At 38.8% G+C, this 15,991-nt stretch carries 15 protein-coding genes and 1 other RNA gene; 9 read left to right on the top strand and 7 right to left on the bottom strand.

The genetic code is table 11. The features are described from left to right. Positions 1–77 precede the first annotated feature (77 nt). Complete coding sequence (locus ACXAH6_RS08020; protein WP_474876136.1) at positions 78–2,987, bottom strand: TonB-dependent receptor; 2,910 nt, start codon at positions 2,985–2,987, stop codon at positions 78–80. 440 nt (positions 2,988–3,427) lie between these two features. Here ACXAH6_RS08020 and rnpB point away from each other — a divergent pair. The 4 genes from rnpB (at position 3,428) to ACXAH6_RS08040 (ending at position 6,832) form a co-directional block, all read left to right on the top strand. After that, positions 3,428–3,777, top strand: an RNA gene (gene rnpB / locus ACXAH6_RS08025) — RNase P RNA component class A. A gap of 265 nt (positions 3,778–4,042) precedes the next feature. Continuing rightward, positions 4,043–5,518 (top strand): tyrosine-type recombinase/integrase, encoded by a 1,476-nt coding sequence (locus tag ACXAH6_RS08030; RefSeq protein WP_474876137.1) that lies wholly within the window; start codon positions 4,043–4,045, stop codon positions 5,516–5,518. A 358-nt stretch (positions 5,519–5,876) separates the two neighbouring features. Continuing rightward, entirely contained in the window at positions 5,877–6,215 is a 339-nt protein-coding gene (locus ACXAH6_RS08035; RefSeq protein ID WP_474876138.1) for a hypothetical protein, read from the top strand. 422 nt (positions 6,216–6,637) lie between these two features. Then, complete coding sequence (locus ACXAH6_RS08040; protein ID WP_474876139.1) at positions 6,638–6,832, top strand: hypothetical protein; 195 nt, start codon at positions 6,638–6,640, stop codon at positions 6,830–6,832. Here ACXAH6_RS08040 and ACXAH6_RS08045 read toward each other — a convergent pair. After that, entirely contained in the window at positions 6,829–7,794 is a 966-nt protein-coding gene (locus ACXAH6_RS08045) for a hypothetical protein (RefSeq protein ID WP_474876140.1), read from the bottom strand. The genes ACXAH6_RS08040 and ACXAH6_RS08045 overlap by 4 nt on opposite strands. Before the next feature lie 145 nt (positions 7,795–7,939). Between ACXAH6_RS08045 and ACXAH6_RS08050 the strand changes: the two genes are divergently transcribed. Beyond that, on the top strand, positions 7,940–8,485 hold the full coding sequence (locus tag ACXAH6_RS08050) for a recombinase family protein (protein WP_474876141.1): 546 nt from the start codon (positions 7,940–7,942) through the stop codon (positions 8,483–8,485). A 128-nt stretch (positions 8,486–8,613) separates the two neighbouring features. Here ACXAH6_RS08050 and ACXAH6_RS08055 read toward each other — a convergent pair whose 3' ends face one another. Beyond that, entirely contained in the window at positions 8,614–9,018 is a 405-nt protein-coding gene (locus ACXAH6_RS08055; RefSeq protein WP_474876142.1) for a hypothetical protein, read from the bottom strand. Continuing rightward, positions 9,018–9,527, bottom strand: coding sequence for a hypothetical protein (locus ACXAH6_RS08060; protein ID WP_474876143.1), 510 nt, complete (start codon positions 9,525–9,527; stop codon positions 9,018–9,020). The genes ACXAH6_RS08055 and ACXAH6_RS08060 overlap by 1 nt, the downstream gene beginning before the upstream one ends. Positions 9,528–9,693: 166 nt before the next feature. Between ACXAH6_RS08060 and ACXAH6_RS08065 the strand changes: the two genes are divergently transcribed. After that, positions 9,694–9,948 (top strand): recombinase family protein, encoded by a 255-nt coding sequence (locus tag ACXAH6_RS08065; RefSeq protein ID WP_474876144.1) that lies wholly within the window; start codon positions 9,694–9,696, stop codon positions 9,946–9,948. A 39-nt stretch (positions 9,949–9,987) separates the two neighbouring features. Here ACXAH6_RS08065 and ACXAH6_RS08070 read toward each other — a convergent pair whose 3' ends face one another. Both ACXAH6_RS08070 and ACXAH6_RS08075 read right to left on the bottom strand, forming a co-directional pair. Beyond that, positions 9,988–10,929: a hypothetical protein gene (locus ACXAH6_RS08070; protein ID WP_474876145.1), complete on the bottom strand. Its 942-nt coding sequence runs from the start codon at positions 10,927–10,929 to the stop codon at positions 9,988–9,990. Positions 10,930–11,059: 130 nt separating this feature from the next. Continuing rightward, complete coding sequence (locus tag ACXAH6_RS08075; RefSeq protein WP_474876146.1) at positions 11,060–11,815, bottom strand: DNA/RNA non-specific endonuclease; 756 nt, start codon at positions 11,813–11,815, stop codon at positions 11,060–11,062. A gap of 177 nt (positions 11,816–11,992) precedes the next feature. Between ACXAH6_RS08075 and ACXAH6_RS08080 the strand changes: the two genes are divergently transcribed. From ACXAH6_RS08080 to ACXAH6_RS08090, 3 genes are all read left to right on the top strand, one after another. Beyond that, complete coding sequence (locus tag ACXAH6_RS08080; RefSeq protein WP_474876147.1) at positions 11,993–12,817, top strand: hypothetical protein; 825 nt, start codon at positions 11,993–11,995, stop codon at positions 12,815–12,817. A gap of 65 nt (positions 12,818–12,882) precedes the next feature. Beyond that, positions 12,883–13,812 carry a hypothetical protein gene (locus ACXAH6_RS08085; RefSeq protein WP_474876148.1) on the top strand — a complete coding sequence of 310 codons (930 nt, stop codon included), beginning with the start codon at positions 12,883–12,885 and terminating at the stop codon, positions 13,810–13,812. A gap of 182 nt (positions 13,813–13,994) precedes the next feature. Further along, entirely contained in the window at positions 13,995–14,306 is a 312-nt protein-coding gene (locus ACXAH6_RS08090) for a hypothetical protein (RefSeq protein WP_474876149.1), read from the top strand. A 632-nt stretch (positions 14,307–14,938) separates the two neighbouring features. On the opposite strand, the gene ACXAH6_RS08095 is transcribed toward ACXAH6_RS08090, so the two are convergent. Beyond that, on the bottom strand, positions 14,939–15,967 hold the full coding sequence (locus ACXAH6_RS08095) for a methionine synthase (RefSeq protein WP_474876150.1): 1,029 nt from the start codon (positions 15,965–15,967) through the stop codon (positions 14,939–14,941). Positions 15,968–15,991: the final 24 nt, after the last annotated feature.

Genomic DNA, 15,991 nt, shown 5'->3' on the forward strand with positions numbered 1-15,991 from the left:
TTCTGCTCAAAGAGCACAATGGGAATTACCGACGCAACAACCGGGACATATGCTGCGTCGGTAAAGTGTAGCTTAGTTTAGAAGCTACCTCTTACACCCAGTGCCCAACGGCGACCGCTGTCTTCAACCAACAACATATGGTTAGAGAAGCGACCACGTTTGTGCACAAACTCTTCGGTGAGGTTTATACCTTCAAAGAAAACCGACATAGAATCAGACAGATTGTAGCTCGCGCTCAGATCTAGCTGTTGGTAGTCTTCGACAATGGTTGGGCCATCACCTTGAGATTGAGTGAGAGACTGAACGAATTCACCACGCCAGTTGTAGGCAAGGCGAACCATAAAGTCGTCGTTTTCATAGAAACCTACCAAGTTGTAAGAGTCACTTAAGCCGGTGAGGGCAAACACTTGGTTGATGTCGTATGGGTCTAGTTCGGCGTCACTGTCAACCAAGGTTGCATTCACAATAAAGCCAAAGCCAGAGTCAAAGGTGTGCTGTACTGCCATTTCAAAACCGTCAACAATGGCGTTTTCACCGTTGTTTGGCAGTGTATTGGTAAACACGGCAGCGCTATCTGCTGCGTCAGCGCCACTGGTATCTGAGCCTGTTGAAGGATCAGTTAGCAAGCTGCCGTCACTCAGGGTAAACGTACGATCTTGTTGACTGTTCACAATAAAGTTAGATACGTGTTTGCGGAAGTAGCCAATAGACGCGTAGCTGGCTACGTCGTAATACCATTCGAGTGAGAAGTCGAGGTTATCAGACTCAAACGGCTCTAACCCAGGGTTACCACTGGTTGAGGTTAAGTCACCACCTTGACGTGTGGTTGTGATCACCGTTACCGGCGACATGCTTTCCAAAGTTGGGCGCGTGATTGTGGTAGACACAGCGGCACGCGCAATTAAGTCGTCGGTAATTTCGAGTTTAAGGCTGAAGTTAGGCAGAATAACATCGTAATCTGCACCCACATCAATAGCTTGTGCATCGCCATAGTTAGCCAACATTTCTGTTTGGTCGAGCACGGTTAAGCTGGTGATGGGAGCTTCAGTACCGGTTACAGTAACGTCGGTCGACTCGTAACGGAATCCTGCGGTTGCATACAATGGCATGTTAGCTACTTCGCCTTCAAAATCCATTTCTAAGTAGGCCGACAAGATTTGTTCTTCTACTTCAAAGCTGTTATTGCGACGCACTGCGTCAAAACTGATGCTGTCGCCGTTAACGCTTTGGTAGTAGTTTTCTAAATAAGCAAAGTTTGCTTCGCCGTCATGCGCTAACCATGAGGTAGGCATACGGCCGCTACCACTCACATTACCGAGGAAGTCACTGCCCGCATCGAACACATACTGGGCATCAGCAGGAATTTCAGGGAGATCTGGGTAGCCACAGTACGTACAATGAATGCCTACGCCTTCATTATCCCAGCGAGTTAAACGCTTGGTTTCGTTACTGTATTGTGTACCAAAGCGGATCTCTGTGATGCCACCTGTATCGGTGAAATAGTCACCGTCGAAGCGCAATTGTGTGACTTCATCTTCAACCGCCCAACCTCGGCGAAGCATAACGTGCGCACGACTGTTCGCTTTATCAAGCAGTGTACTAACCCCATCAGGAGTAACGCTGCTGTCGTAAGCAGGGAAACCATCAACCGGTGATGTGGTGATAGCGCCGTCTATTTCCTGCTGGCCGCTGTAGATGTTTGGATTTGCTTCAGCAAACATACTCGCGACGGGCAGAATATTGTTGTCTACTTGAAAGCGAACGCGGTTCGCATAACCGATCAAAGAAAGCTGATCACCGCCGCCGTTATTGGCTTCGCGTTCTGCTTTCGAGTGGCTCAAGTCGAATTGTAGGTTTAAGTTATCGCTGTATTGATAATCAAAGTTAAGGCCCAGCGCTACGGTTTCTGTCAGGCGGTCAAAGCGCTTAGCGTGCATATCTGTGGCTAAACCCACTTCTTGATATAAGTCGACAACCGTGCCGTTGGCATCTACCGTTGGGCTTAATCGGTTGCCGTCGGCGTCGAATAAACTGCCATCATCAGCTACACCTTGAATATTCGGTGCAGTAAACCAATGACCATACGATGTGGCGCTCGATTTTGTGTCGAAATCTGAGTACAAGGCGTCAGCCGTGATCACTAATTCGTCATTCGGTGCATATTGCAGTACTAAGTTAGCATTGGTACGAGTGCGTTCTTCAAATGTGACTTTGTGGTCGTAGTTACGTGGTGAAAACACATTGCCAGTGTATGCGTCGCCACTTTCTGTGACAGGGTTTGGTACTCCAACGTTTTCTAACCAACCATCGATTTGCGCTTGGTTTAAACGGGTTTTGCGTTCTTGGTGCGAGATCGCGAACAATACACCAAAGGTGTCGTCGTTAAAGGTGTTGCTGATCAAACCAGAAAATTGCGGTGTGGTTTCTTCGCTATTTTCGTCGTACACCCCTTTAATGCTTCCCGCGACTTTAAAACCACCAATGGCAAAAGGGCGAGCGGTATTGATATTAATTGTAGAACCAACACCACCAGATTGCTTAGTGGCTGTAGACGTTTTATGAACGTCTAAGCTACTAACCAACTCAGAGGCGATGGTGTCGAAGCTGAACGCACGGCTTTGGTTTTCAGAAGCAATTTGACGGCCGTTTACCAGTACGGTGTTAAATTGCGGTCCAAAACCACGAACGGTAATTAATTGACCTTCACCACCAGAGCGGTCAATCGACACACCGGTAATACGTTGTAGGGATTCGGCAAGGTTGGTATCTGGGAAATCACCAATATCTTCAGCACTGATGGCGTCTACTACGCCAGAAGAGCTGCGTTTTACATCCATTGATTTGGCAACAGATGAACGGATACCGGTAACGGCAATGGTTTCGACTTCCTGCTCTGACGCGGCTTGTTGAGCCATTGCATTCGGCATGCTCACCATTGAGGTGAATACCGCAGCGACCGCGCAGGATACTTTTGTTTTCTTATACATGTTGACTGCTGTCCTGACTAATTATTGTTAATTAGAAGTAAACATCAAAGGTAACGTTATTCGTGCTCTACTCGCAGCAACCACGGATAAAAGTTACGTTGCAACAGTTGTTTACGTATTCGGTCTACATTTGTGTTGAGTGTTAGACCCGCGGCAATATCACCGCTTATGAACAAAGACGAACAGGTTTGAAAAATCCCCTACAAAAAATTTACAAAAAACACACATGGATTGGCGGGGGGGTAGGGTTGGGCTTCGTAAATCACTGTTGTTAATTGGTTTTTTATTTTTTTATAAATCGCAAAAAAACTAAAAAAATAGCGAATAAAAAATTGGGTAAGTGCCAATAGCTCGCTGTTATTTGAGTGTGAAGGGCAAAGTTGAGAGGGAATGTGAGGTTTCGGTCGTAATACGTTTCAGACTTAGGTAGAATGCGCGCCGGAGTTGGCCAGACAATCGCCGCTTTCGCTTGCGAAAGGGGAGGAAAGTCCGGGCTCCAAAGGGCAGGGTGCCAGATAACGTCTGGGCGGCGTGAGCCGACGACAAGTGCAGCAGAGAGGAGACCGCCTCGGTGTAAACTGAGGTAAGGGTGAAAGGGTGCGGTAAGAGCGCACCGCACCGCTGGTAACAGTGTGTGGCAAGGTAAACTCCACCCGGAGCAAGACCAAATAGGCTCCCTTTACGTGCGGCCCGCACGGGGAGCGGGTAGGTTGCTTGAGCCAGTGAGCAATTGCTGGCCTAGAGGAATGATTGTCCACGACAGAACCCGGCTTATCGGCCAACTCCAACTTTTCTGATTTCACTTTTAATTTCTTTTAATTATCAGTGTGTTAAAGTTTTTCTTGGTCTGCAAAAGCCTCTTTGTCTAAGAGGTGTAACACAAAGTGTCACACATTCGTGTACCACATACCATAAAGAGAGGTAGGATTTACTACTTCAATATCCGCTTTAAAGATGTTTTTGTGAGACATTCTTTGCATACGGATAATTCCTATGAAGCACTCAAAATAGTTAGTAGTATCCTTGCTAGGGTTTCAAAGAAGGAAATAGGAAACATGGAGAAAAGCAAGCTAGACGCTTTAGTAAAAGACACGATATCTAAATACCTATATAAGGTGAGTAGCGTATTTGATAAGGATAGTCCACATACTGAAAACCTAGTTCAAAGCTACCAATATAAAAGAATGAGAGGGCAGTTTAATAATTGCGGGTATCCCACTGATCTAGATGATATTCCTTCTTTTTGGCAGTATAAAATTGACGACTCTTTTCCAAGCTCCCCACCTGATACTTTAGTAAATAGTCTATTTTCTAGTTTATTTACAAAAGAAGATGTAATCGATGTTGATGTAACTGATATCGATAGAAATTTATTTGAGGCAGAGGAAAAACTAATAAAGTTCTTCTCTCAACTTGAATTTATAAGAAAGGTTCTATGTGAGGGTGATTACCCAAAGGCTTCAAAATACTTCCAAAACTTAGTCGATGAAAGAAAAAAAGAGGTACTTTTCTCTGACTTTTCTAAAACTTTTATAAATGCTGGCGAGAAGGGGAAGTTACCCAGAAGTCAAAGTTATAAAGGTGTTCCTTGGAATAAAAAGAATTTAGCTGATAACGAAAGGTTTGTTGCCGTTTTAAATTGTTATTTTCAAGATGTATTTGTCGGGGATGTTAAATCTAGTGATTTGGATTCGTTATTGGTTGAAGTCGTTTCAAATTTACCTAAAGGGAATGTGTCTCCTTATAATAAGATGTCGATTGAAGAAAGGGTTAAATTAACGCAGGGAGGTGACATTGATGAGGTCGATATCGTAAGTCCTAAATTTGTAAATGAATTCAGTAAAAAGCTTTACACTTACTTTAATTTTTATTGTCGTGAGTACGACGGAGATATGAGCGTCATTAAAAAAATGAATTTTGAGAAACTTGATGTGAATGAAAGAGGACGGTTTTCAGATATTCAATTTTCAAATATTCTTTCATACGTTGATAATCTCGGTTTAGGAAAAAAATGGCCTGTGAATATTATGGCGTATACAGGTATGCGCAACTCTGAAGTAATGCAATTGCGGAAATGTGATGTTATCAAAGATGATACTGGCATATGGTTTTTCAGAATAACCAAAGAAGCTGGAAAGGTAAAAACTGCCAATAGCAATCGTATCGTACCAGTTCATAAGGTTTTGATTGATAAAGGCTTTATTGATTTTGTAAAAGACTGTAGTGAAGAGTATCTATTTCATAGGTATTCGAAATCAGAAAAGTTTTTGACTCGTATCTACACCAACTACATTAGGCCTAATTGTCAGATACCACTTAAGGCTTTCGATGGAAAATTATTAACACTGTATAGCTTTAGACACTTTGTTATTACTCGTTTGATGGAGAAAGATGTACCACAACCTTACATTGAAGTCATGGTGGGTCATTCTATAACCTCTGAAAAGAGTATTACAAAGAATTATACTCACCCAGATAATATAAAATTAATGAAAGAATACATCGATAGAATAAGCACGGATTTCGCTTAAAGTCACCGCATACTTGGGACAGTGTTTTTGTTTTTTTGCAAAGCGGGATTTGACGTAAAGGGCATGTCTGGCTGAGGATTAGGTAGAATAATGTAACGTTAAAATAAAGATGAGTTACTATGGAATATACGCTCCCTTTGAATAATATCATTTTAATAAGTTATTTATGAGTGAAACATCGGAAGATAAAACAAAAAGAAAATTCGTTAAATTGCTCGATAACAACAACTGGTGTTTCAAGCTTAATTTGTACTTTAAAAGTTATGATTTTAGACTTAAATTGTCTGAACATCTCAGGTCAATAAATAAGTCGATCAGTAGAACTAATCCAGATATCGGCTTTCTTTACAGAGTATGCTTGAATAATACACGTAAAGCTGCATTTAGGGAGTTTGAAGAACAGGATTTTGATATTCGTATTCAAAGGGTTACAGCCCCAATGATTACTTATTTTTGTTTATCTGAACCTAAGTTACCTAAACTTGAAAGGATTAGTTCAATTAAGGAATTTTCTTGCAGTAACGATTACAAATTCACGTTACAAGAGTTTCCTTTTGATCGTTCAGAGAAGTATCGAAGTGCGGTATTAAAGCAAAAACCTCATGATATTAATAAGTACTTAGCTGGTAACTTTCAACGATATGGTGAGCTTAATCGCAAGAAGATTCCCAATCGACAAGCGCTCAAATTTAACTAATCTATGTTCTTATCTGTTATCTGAAAAAGTAAACTTGAGAGTGTTAAAATAATACTAACGGAATATTGCAAGTCCAGATGCCCAAAATACTCACTGTAAAGCTCCCTACGAGCATAAAGACACAAAGGTAATGCATACCCTAAGGGTGAGGTGCAAATGCTCTAAGAATTGATTACAGGGCGTTATACGAGATGTTTAACAAGACGAGATCCATACATCGTTTCACTAGTCTATCAAATTTATATTTTTATACCACTAGAAAATAGATTTACCATTACCATTCAATCAGTTACATAAATCCGAATGACTAATAAATAATTATAAACACCAATAGATGGTGTTATTCACACCTTTAGATCAGCTGTAACTGAATTAAACCTCTATATCATCGGATATATTCAAATTAATTGAGGTTTATTCCAGTGTTAGATACCTATTTAACCCCTGTAGAAGCTCATAGAGCAGTGCTAGAAGCAAACATTCGTATGGAACAAGCTGAGGTGCTTATTAGCAACTTACTAGCTCTCAGGAATCCAGACGCAGACAAATTCATCATTCCATTTGATGATGTGATTGTTAGTTTGGAAACTGCTATTAAGTGTCTGAAACTTGATTAGGTAGTAGCGATAAACTCTTGAATTTGTTTCACGCCTTCTTTAGTAAGTACAAAAAGGTCGTCGAATTCACCTTCTTTACTACCCAGATCATTTAGACCTTTTAGACCATGATAGGGCGGTATAATCATACCTATACCTACTAATCTTATAATAATTGACTTAACCACCTCAATCGTTATTATTTTTTTCCTACCGTCTTTAGTACTTAGTGTTAATTCCTTTATTTTCCAAGGTTCTGGATGCGAACGGGCAATAGACTGTATCACTAATACTATTCTATCTAAGTCAAGCTGATGCACAGGGTCTTCAACAGATAGGAAAAACTTAGATGAAAGCCAACGCCTTAGAAAATAAATCGTGTTTTCACTATTAAGCGCTCCAGAGTTGATGATACTGTCGTAGTCGTATACGTCTTCGTCGTTATCTGTAATTTCTTCTGCATTCTCAATTTCAGAATTTAGAACTCCAGAATTCGCTAAAAGTGCCCGTAATGAAGCGATTTCCTTATTTTTCCGATTGATTTCTTCATTTGCTTTTTCTGATTGAGCGTGTACGTACGAAAACAGTGCAACTCTATCGTCTTCGTATAATGGAACTTGGCCTTCTAGGAATGCTTTGAATCTTCTTCGGGGTAAATTATCAAGCAGAGTCCAAAAAAAATCAGCTAATGCTGATAAAGGGGGATAAAGGATTATGTAGCCAAAAGCAAAGAATAGTGGAAATACATACATATAGGGGTGGTCGATATATTTTATATCGATAATGTTGATTTTAGTTTCTGTATCAGCGTCACTAGTGATGAAGTAGTATACCAATCTCCAGTTATAAACCAGCCACGATATGGCGTAAGCTGAAGCTAACCTCGTAGCTAGCCTTTCTCTTAAAAAGTCAGAAGCGCTTTCAAAAGGTTTAGTTAAGTTCTTAATAAATTCCATTTTTAATTCGAATTGACCATTTAGCACTACTCTACCTGAATTATAAATAGGAGTTAACTTTTCTTATTAAGGTATACCTAAGTGAGACATTTAAAAAGTGTTTCATTAGGGTTGATTTATCTAGTTATTAGACATATTCTTGCTAGGGTTTAAATCCAAATGAGAAATCAATATGGCTATTTTTGGTTATTGCCGTGTAAGTACATTAGATCAAGATACTGGAATGCAGGAATCAGACATCCGCAAAGCATATCCCGAGGTCGTAATTAGACATGAAAAAAAGAGCGGTACAACAGTAGATACAAGGGATGTACTTTCACTTTTACTAGAGATGATTGGTGAAGGCGATAAGCTGGTGGTTTGGAAGCTAGACCGACTAGGCAGAAACCTTAAAGATTTATTGGAAATAGTAGAAACTTTAGAATCAAAGAAAGCTTCGCTAGAGGTATTGGATCAAAAGATTGATACAGGCACTGCTTCGGGTAAGGCATTTCTTCAAATGTTGGGAGTCTTCGCAGAGTTTGAAACTAATCTACGCAAAGAAAGACAACTAGCCGGTATTGCTAAAGCTAAACAAGAACGCCCTGAAGCTTATCAGGGGCGCAAAAAGACAACAGATGAGGAAAGGGTAAAGCGACTGTTAGAAAGTGGCCTGAGACCTACTGAGGTAGCCAAAAAGCTTGGTATTAGTAGGGCTACTGTATATCGCTATCGTTGATATTTTAAAATTATCAGTGCTTTTCGACGGACTGATATTCTGATGATTAACACCCTGACACAAGCAATGATTTTTATCTATTTTACATTTTCTTAGCTCTTTCAGGTAATTTTAAAAAAATCACTTTATTAATTCGATGTGTGTGGCAAATTTTTTGGTTGCGAACCTAATTGTACCGCTCCAACTTTGAAAAGGATTGGGACTGTTTCTGATGCTGCAAAAATAGTATTGGCCCTATTCCAATAGACTGAATACAACTTATTACCATTGGGTAGTGCATCTTCATGAAAATTGCCTGGCCCAGTGTACAGAAAAATCCAGTCACCAACATTAAGGATTGCGTCACCAAACCAATATAAGTTATCTCTCAAGGGTATTGCTTGGTTATGTCCTAATGGTTGGTGTCCTATCATCACTCCATATTGACCAATGTTAAGGGGTTGATTGATTTGAATAGCGATGCATTCCTTGTTTGGAACACCTCTATCATTTACGTTAACGATTTTTATTTCGTACAAGTCATCTAGAACCATTACTTGTCTCCATGTCCTGTAAACCATCCCAAAATAATTAGTCCAACTCCAATGAAGCACACAACTGTTGATGCTGAAACTAATTTATTTCTATATAGTTCAATAGCGACACCGACTAATGCAGTTCCTAAGGTTATTGATATATTGCCTAGTTTTCTTATTTTTCCGTTAGCAGCTACCCTTTCTTTTAATACTGAAACTTCGGTCTTATATTCACTCAATTCTTCGCGAACTTGGTCTAATTTTTCTTTTAATTCCTCTAATTGGTGCTCTTTATTTTTTAGCTGTGAGTCCTTATTTTTTAATGACTCTTCCATTTGACAAAAGCTAGCTCTTAATAGTCCAGCGCCTATTTCTCCTCCAAAGCTTCTTGAGTTACCAGCAGATAGACCTTGTAACACGTCTGACATCCCTTGAAATGGAGACTTTTCTATTTGCACCGTCCCCTCGGGGGGATGTGATTGACCACCAGAGGAGCCGCGGTTTTCATTAATTGGGATATCTGTCAAATTGGTTTACTCCCTTAAAACCAAGAAATATTGAAGTGTTTTAGCACAATGAACTTCAGTAATTATAGAGAACTATTATGGCTGTATCGTTCTGATTAGTGTGAAGAATTGCTACACAAAAAGTAAAATTTATGCCACAAAATAGTTATTAACTAATCCTAACTTATTGATACGCAGTTGTCACAAAATAACTACATACGCCTATCCGTTCGCTGTAGCGCAGCTATCATTGATTGGTGCATTTTCTCAACTAGAAAGAGATCTCATCATACAGCGCACCTCAGAGGGAATTAAGGCCGCTAAGGAACGAGGTGTTAAGCTAGGTCGTAAAAGTATGTTTGATGATGAACAAAAAAAGCGTATTAGAAAGGAATTAGCTGGTGGAGCGACAGTATATGCGCTTGCTAGAAACATAATTTGAGTCGATAACCGATAATGTGCATGGGAGAAAACATCAAAACTAATCTGGATAAGAACTAAATCCTTGATTTATTGAAGATAGTAATTTTTCAACCCAGTCCTTATATTTCTGTTTTTGTGTACTTCCATTTCTTTGTTTTTTAAAGTTTACATTTATGACTATGTTATTGTTATAGTTTACTATTTCTTGATTTTCTTGACTATCAATACAGGCTTGTTTTAAGTATCGATTAGTTTTATAGAGCCCTGTAGCCCAAGTATCCAAGTCAGACTCAATGCTAATCCTTAATTTTACAAATGGGTTATCCAAAAGTAAGCCATTTTTATCTGAGCGAAATTTAGTATCGGCTGGAAGAAGCCAAGTAGCTCTTTGGGGTACTACGTGAGAACTAAAATCAACGATATTTCCCATTTCATGGGATAACTCTCTCATTGAAAGCTCTGTATCATTCTGTCCATTACCATTAATACGTTGAATAATTTTATCAGAGCCCCGAAATTGAACATGATTTAAATCCCAATCTCGATATGACTCAATGAGATGGGCAACAATCGCAAACTTATAGACATTTAATATGGCTTCTTCAGCTAAATTTTTTTGCGATTGATAGTTCTTTCCATCAGAATTTCTAAGATCATTTAGTTTTTTAACTAATTCGAAATTCGACGCAAGACTCGTAGCATGTTTAAGAATAAATTCGCTTTTGTGTTCTCCTTGAAAAACCCTTAAGTCAACACATTGGTTTACAGGATTAAAAGAAAGTTGAGAGTTGACACGAGTTGTAGATTCTTCATTTTTCAATGAAAGCATTGTATTCAAAGCAAATAATACAAAAGCTGCAATAAGAGCAGTAAAAGAAAAAACAACGTCTTTAGCTTCTAAGTTGTTAATAACAATAGTTGCAAGAACAAACAATAATGATAAAGCAACTAAGAACAACGGAAGAACAAAACTGACAAAGTCGATGCCTTTAAAGTTCATAGTAATCCTTTGGTATTAGGTGTGAATTGTATTTTTTCATCTATGATATTTTAAAATTACCAGAAACTTAGAAGGGGTGTAAGTTAGTGCTTTAAACACCCATAAACATTGAATGTAACACCAATAATGTTCATCGGCATTTCAGCATATTCTTAACTACTTCTGAATCGTTAAAAGAAGGCATGGCAAAATCAACTGACTGATTCATTACTTTATTTGTTACGATAGAATCACAATACTTGGCACTACGAGGTAATTCTTGGTCGAAAATAAAACTAGCTGAATTTCCTTTCAAATCATAAACAACCTTGAAAAAAGCCGATGGTATTTTATGGCTCTCATCGGCTGCTGGTAAGCTCAGTTCTCGTTCTTGATAAATTGTTCCAGTGATGACATAAAGTGGCTTCCTGAAGCTTACAGCGCTTCTAACGGCATCTTCTAAGTCCCCCCAAGCGCCTTGGTTCAATTCAGATTTTTGTGGTGTAATATTTGATAGGTAATTGAGTTCACTCCAGTTAGGGTGACCTGCAAAACTAGCTAATGGTGCTAGATGACCTTTATCTACTTTGAGTGCTTTGTTAGCACCTTTGTAGTCTGCTTCTTCTAAACTTTCATCATCGTCAATTAACGGATCATTCCCCCAGTTTCGTCCCGGCGAGTCTCCAAAATTAAGAACATTAACTTCATAAGCTACCCAGTCAGCAAACTTTGTTTTTGCATCGTTACTGATTGCGTAGGTGTGGTTGAAAACAACATCATTATTTTCAATATCTAAGCTTGGGCATCCTAATGGACAATGTACGCTTCTTATCTCGGCAATCGATGTAAACGATAAAATAATTGAAATTAAGAGTAATATTTTGATCATAAGTTTAGAAATTAACATGGTATTGAAAACTTTGTTTTTTGTACGTTAGCCAGTCTGTGTTTATCACAGCCAACTTACCAACATTTTCTTGTTAACTCTAAAGTATTTGTAAAAGTTGGATAAATCAATTGAATCTGTTTGATTTTTGTACAAGTATATCAGTTCTTACGCTTGAAAGTTAAAAAGGAATTTGACATGAAAAGAGTTACCTCTCTATTTAACAAATTTGTTTTCTCTCTGTTTATCATTTTGTTCCAGTCATGCTACCTGCTTGCTGAAGCAAGCTCAATTGATAAGAACACTCATAGTTTTGGAAGAGATATTATTGGATTTACTCACGATGTTTTGGTTCTAAAATCTTCGAGTGGAAATTGCTGGGGGATCAAATCAGGCACATATAAGAATATAAAGCTGGAATTCGAAAGTAGCACAAATAATGTTACGAATGGATATCAGGATTTTACTGCATGTTTAAATGATGGGGGTAGTGTAACCGAAAGTGAGAAAGTCAGAGCTATCGCAGCTGGTGAATTGAATGCAGCTATAGAAAAAGAAATTGATTCTGATAATAAATTTGCAGGCTTTAACTGGGGAGTCGGTCTAGCTTATACCTCTGTAGGAGACGAACTTATTTATGATGCAACGATTGTTGATGGAATAGTTCAAGTCCAAGACTCTGGAAAACAACGCGCTTTGTTACTAGTTGAGTATCACTATTGGTTCTATCGAGGGACAATGTGGCATAACGATATTGGGATTGGGCCTTATATCGCAGTAGGTCTATTAGGAGAAGAAGGTGTTGAGCCTCTGAGTACTTTTGGATTTGGAGCAATGCTAGGTGCTAAAGATGACGAAGGTGGGTCTTTTAATGTAGGAATTGGATTTTTCCTTGATACCGACGGACAGGTATTTCGAGAAAATATTGAAGACGGTAGCACTACTACAGCAACTGATCCCGCGAACTTATTGCGTTCGGTAGACTCGCGAGGAGTAATGCTTATGTTCTCTTCTACGTTTTAGTTCAAGTAATAAATCTATGTCTCAGTAACTAATCCAAAATTAAGATTCTATTTAGGAAGATTACAATGCGAAAGGAATTCGGAAAGTTATTAGATTCATTCATCGTAATAATTAAAAAAGACAATTATAAAATCCCCAAAATAATAGGGAAAAGCTTACTATTGATAGGATCTTCAGTATTGGGCGGAGCTATGCTTTTTTACAAAGATATGCTGTCAAATGTAAGTTTCATTAACGAAAATAGTAAAGAACATCTAACCTTATTAATTCAGACTATCTACTACGGTGTCGCGATTGATCTGCTATTGAATGGTATGTTTGGCTTCTTTTCGTTTATATCAGATAAAACAAAAGAGTTAACTCGTGATATTTTATCTCCTTCGAGTGAAACCAAGGAAGTCTTGAGTGATAAAATTCATATGTTTTCATTTTTATCATCCTTAAGCTTTTCTGTAGTAGTGAGTGTGAACGTCACTTTAGATACTACGAGAGAAACTGTGGAGAAAAAGGTAGATCAAAACATAGAAAAATTTTCTGGATTAAAGAACGATTATCAAGAGTTGAGAAGTAAGGTTAATAGTATCGATGGTAGGGTAGACGAAATTTCAAGACAACAGCCAATTACTCCAACGATCACCATGCCGAATCAATATGCTGAGTTTCTGGAATATTTTCAGCATTATCTTTCTAGACAACGTGCAGAAGAACTTAATATCGAAGAAAATACAACAGCAATTGTTGATATAGAGTCTATATTGCAATCGCTTAACAATACGGTTGAAGAGCAAAAATCAACAAATGCTAACTTAGAAGTACTAATAACTAAGCAGCAAGAAATAAATGAAGATGTAAAAGGTGAGACTTCAAGGTCTGCTAATGCATCAGAAGTAATGGTGCTTTTTGAGTGTGAAAAATTGTTCAAACTTCCAAATAAAATTAGAGAATGGAAAATTCTCGAAAGGGTAAATGAGTTGTGTAAGCCCTATGAAACCTGACATAGGGTGAGGTTTAAACTATATAATAATCAACGCCACGCCTTCTTTGGCATGAAGTTTGCTTGACATTATTTTTTTTAAGTGTTATACTTATATTAGAAGTTGAAAAAAGTTTTAGCATATCTACATTCGATTCTTTCTCCGTTTAGTATTTGAACAACAAAAATATTTTGGAGAAACATATGATAGAATCACAAACTCGCGACTCATTCTATATTGAGTTAATTAAATCAAAGATACTCACCCATTCAGAGCTAATGCTGTATATGCACCTTTGCATCAGCTACGAAAATGCAATTGTTCGTGGGAAGCTATACACTCCTAAGCAAGAAGAATTAGCCATAGTGCTGGATTGTCACCAGCCACAAGTCAGTAATTGGATGTCAAAACTTCATGACATTGGCTTGATTGATTATCGAAACACCTCATCAAGATTGAGTAAATCATGCACAATAGTAAGGCATGATTTAGCTCAAAAAAATTTACTACATTAAAATATAAAAACTGAATGGAAAGATTCGAAGTAGTGTGTGCTAGTTTCAACTTTACCTCTTAGATATACAGCAGTAACTGTGTGTGATTACAAAACACTTTTTACCTTTTTTCGGGTATTGTTGTTACCCCTCTTTGTCAAAGCTTTCGATCACAAAGTTGGTTTACAGTTCTTGTGTATCACAAGGATGTAAAACGGCCTATCGTTGTGTCACACAATAAGATACTAATTGTGGAATCCAAAAGTTATTGAAGTAACTTAACTTATTGATATGATGTAGACCTGTTTTTTGAATACTCGGCTTATCGGCCAACTCCGACTTTTCTGATTTATTTCTATATAAATCATTGGGTTATTAGCTATTATTAGCCTTGCGTGATGACTAAATTAGTAAAGAGCCACACAAGATGTCACACATTTCTGTTCCATACACCATAAAACGTGGTGCTACTTACTGCTTAAATCTACGGATTAATGACGGCATTTATCGATATTCCCTAAGTACTCAACGAAGTAATCGAGCTTTGAATCTTGTCAGTGATATTATTGCTTCACTTGGATTGGATGGACTGAAAAAGACAAAAACCAACAAATGGGGCCCCATTTGTTGGTTGAATGAAGTAAGTGAGAAAATTAAGCAGAGAGCTCTTTTCTGACTATTTCAGCGCCTGCGGCTAAAGCTTGGAGTTTACCTCTTGCCACATCCCGTGACAGAGGGGCCATTCCACAGTTAGTGCAAGGGTAGAGCTTGTCAGCATCGACGTACTTAAGCGCTTCGCGAATGGTCGCGGCAACTTCATCGGGAGTTTCAATGTCATTGGTTGCCACATCAATGGCGCCAACCATGACTTTCTTGCCTTTAAGCAACTCAAGAACTTCAAATGGCACACGACCGTTATGACACTCTAACGAAATAATATCAATGCTCGACTTTTGAATCGCCGGAAACGTTCTTTCATAGTGGCGCCACTCTGCACCTAAGGTCTTTTTCCAGTCGGTATTGGCTTTTATCCCATATCCATAACAAATATGGATGGCTGTTTCGCATTTTAAACCTTCACAGGCTATTTCTAATGCTTCGATGCCCCACTCATTGACCTCATCCAGAAACACGTTAAACGCGGGTTCATCAAATTGAATGATATTAACGCCAGCGGCTTCCAATTCTTTGGCTTCTTGGTTCAATGCTTTAGCAAATTCAAATGCAAGGGTTTTACGATCCTGATAGTAGTCATCATAGAGGGTGTCTACCATGGTCATCGGCCCAGGCAATGCCCATTTTATTGGCTGATTAGTTTGCGAGCGAAGAAATTTGGCATCATCGACGAAAACGGGTTTTTGACGACTGACTGGACCAATAACACCAGGCACACTGGCATCATAACGGTCGCGAATTCTGACTGTTTTTTTATTTTCAAAGTCAACACCGCTCAAGTTTTCGATAAAGGTGGTAACAAAGTGCTGACGTGTTTGTTCACCGTCGCTGACAATATCAATACCTGCACTAGCCTGTTCTTGTAATGTCACTCGCAGTGCGTCCTGTTTGCCTGCTACCAGTGCTTCTCCTTCTAATTTCCATGGAGACCAGAGTTGTTCAGGTTGAGCCAACCAAGACGGTTTTGGCAGACTTCCAGCGGTGGAGGTCGGGAATAGTTTTTTCATAGTTAATGCTATCTATACCTTAAT

Source organism: Alteromonas sp. ABE4_545, from assembly GCF_056161325.1.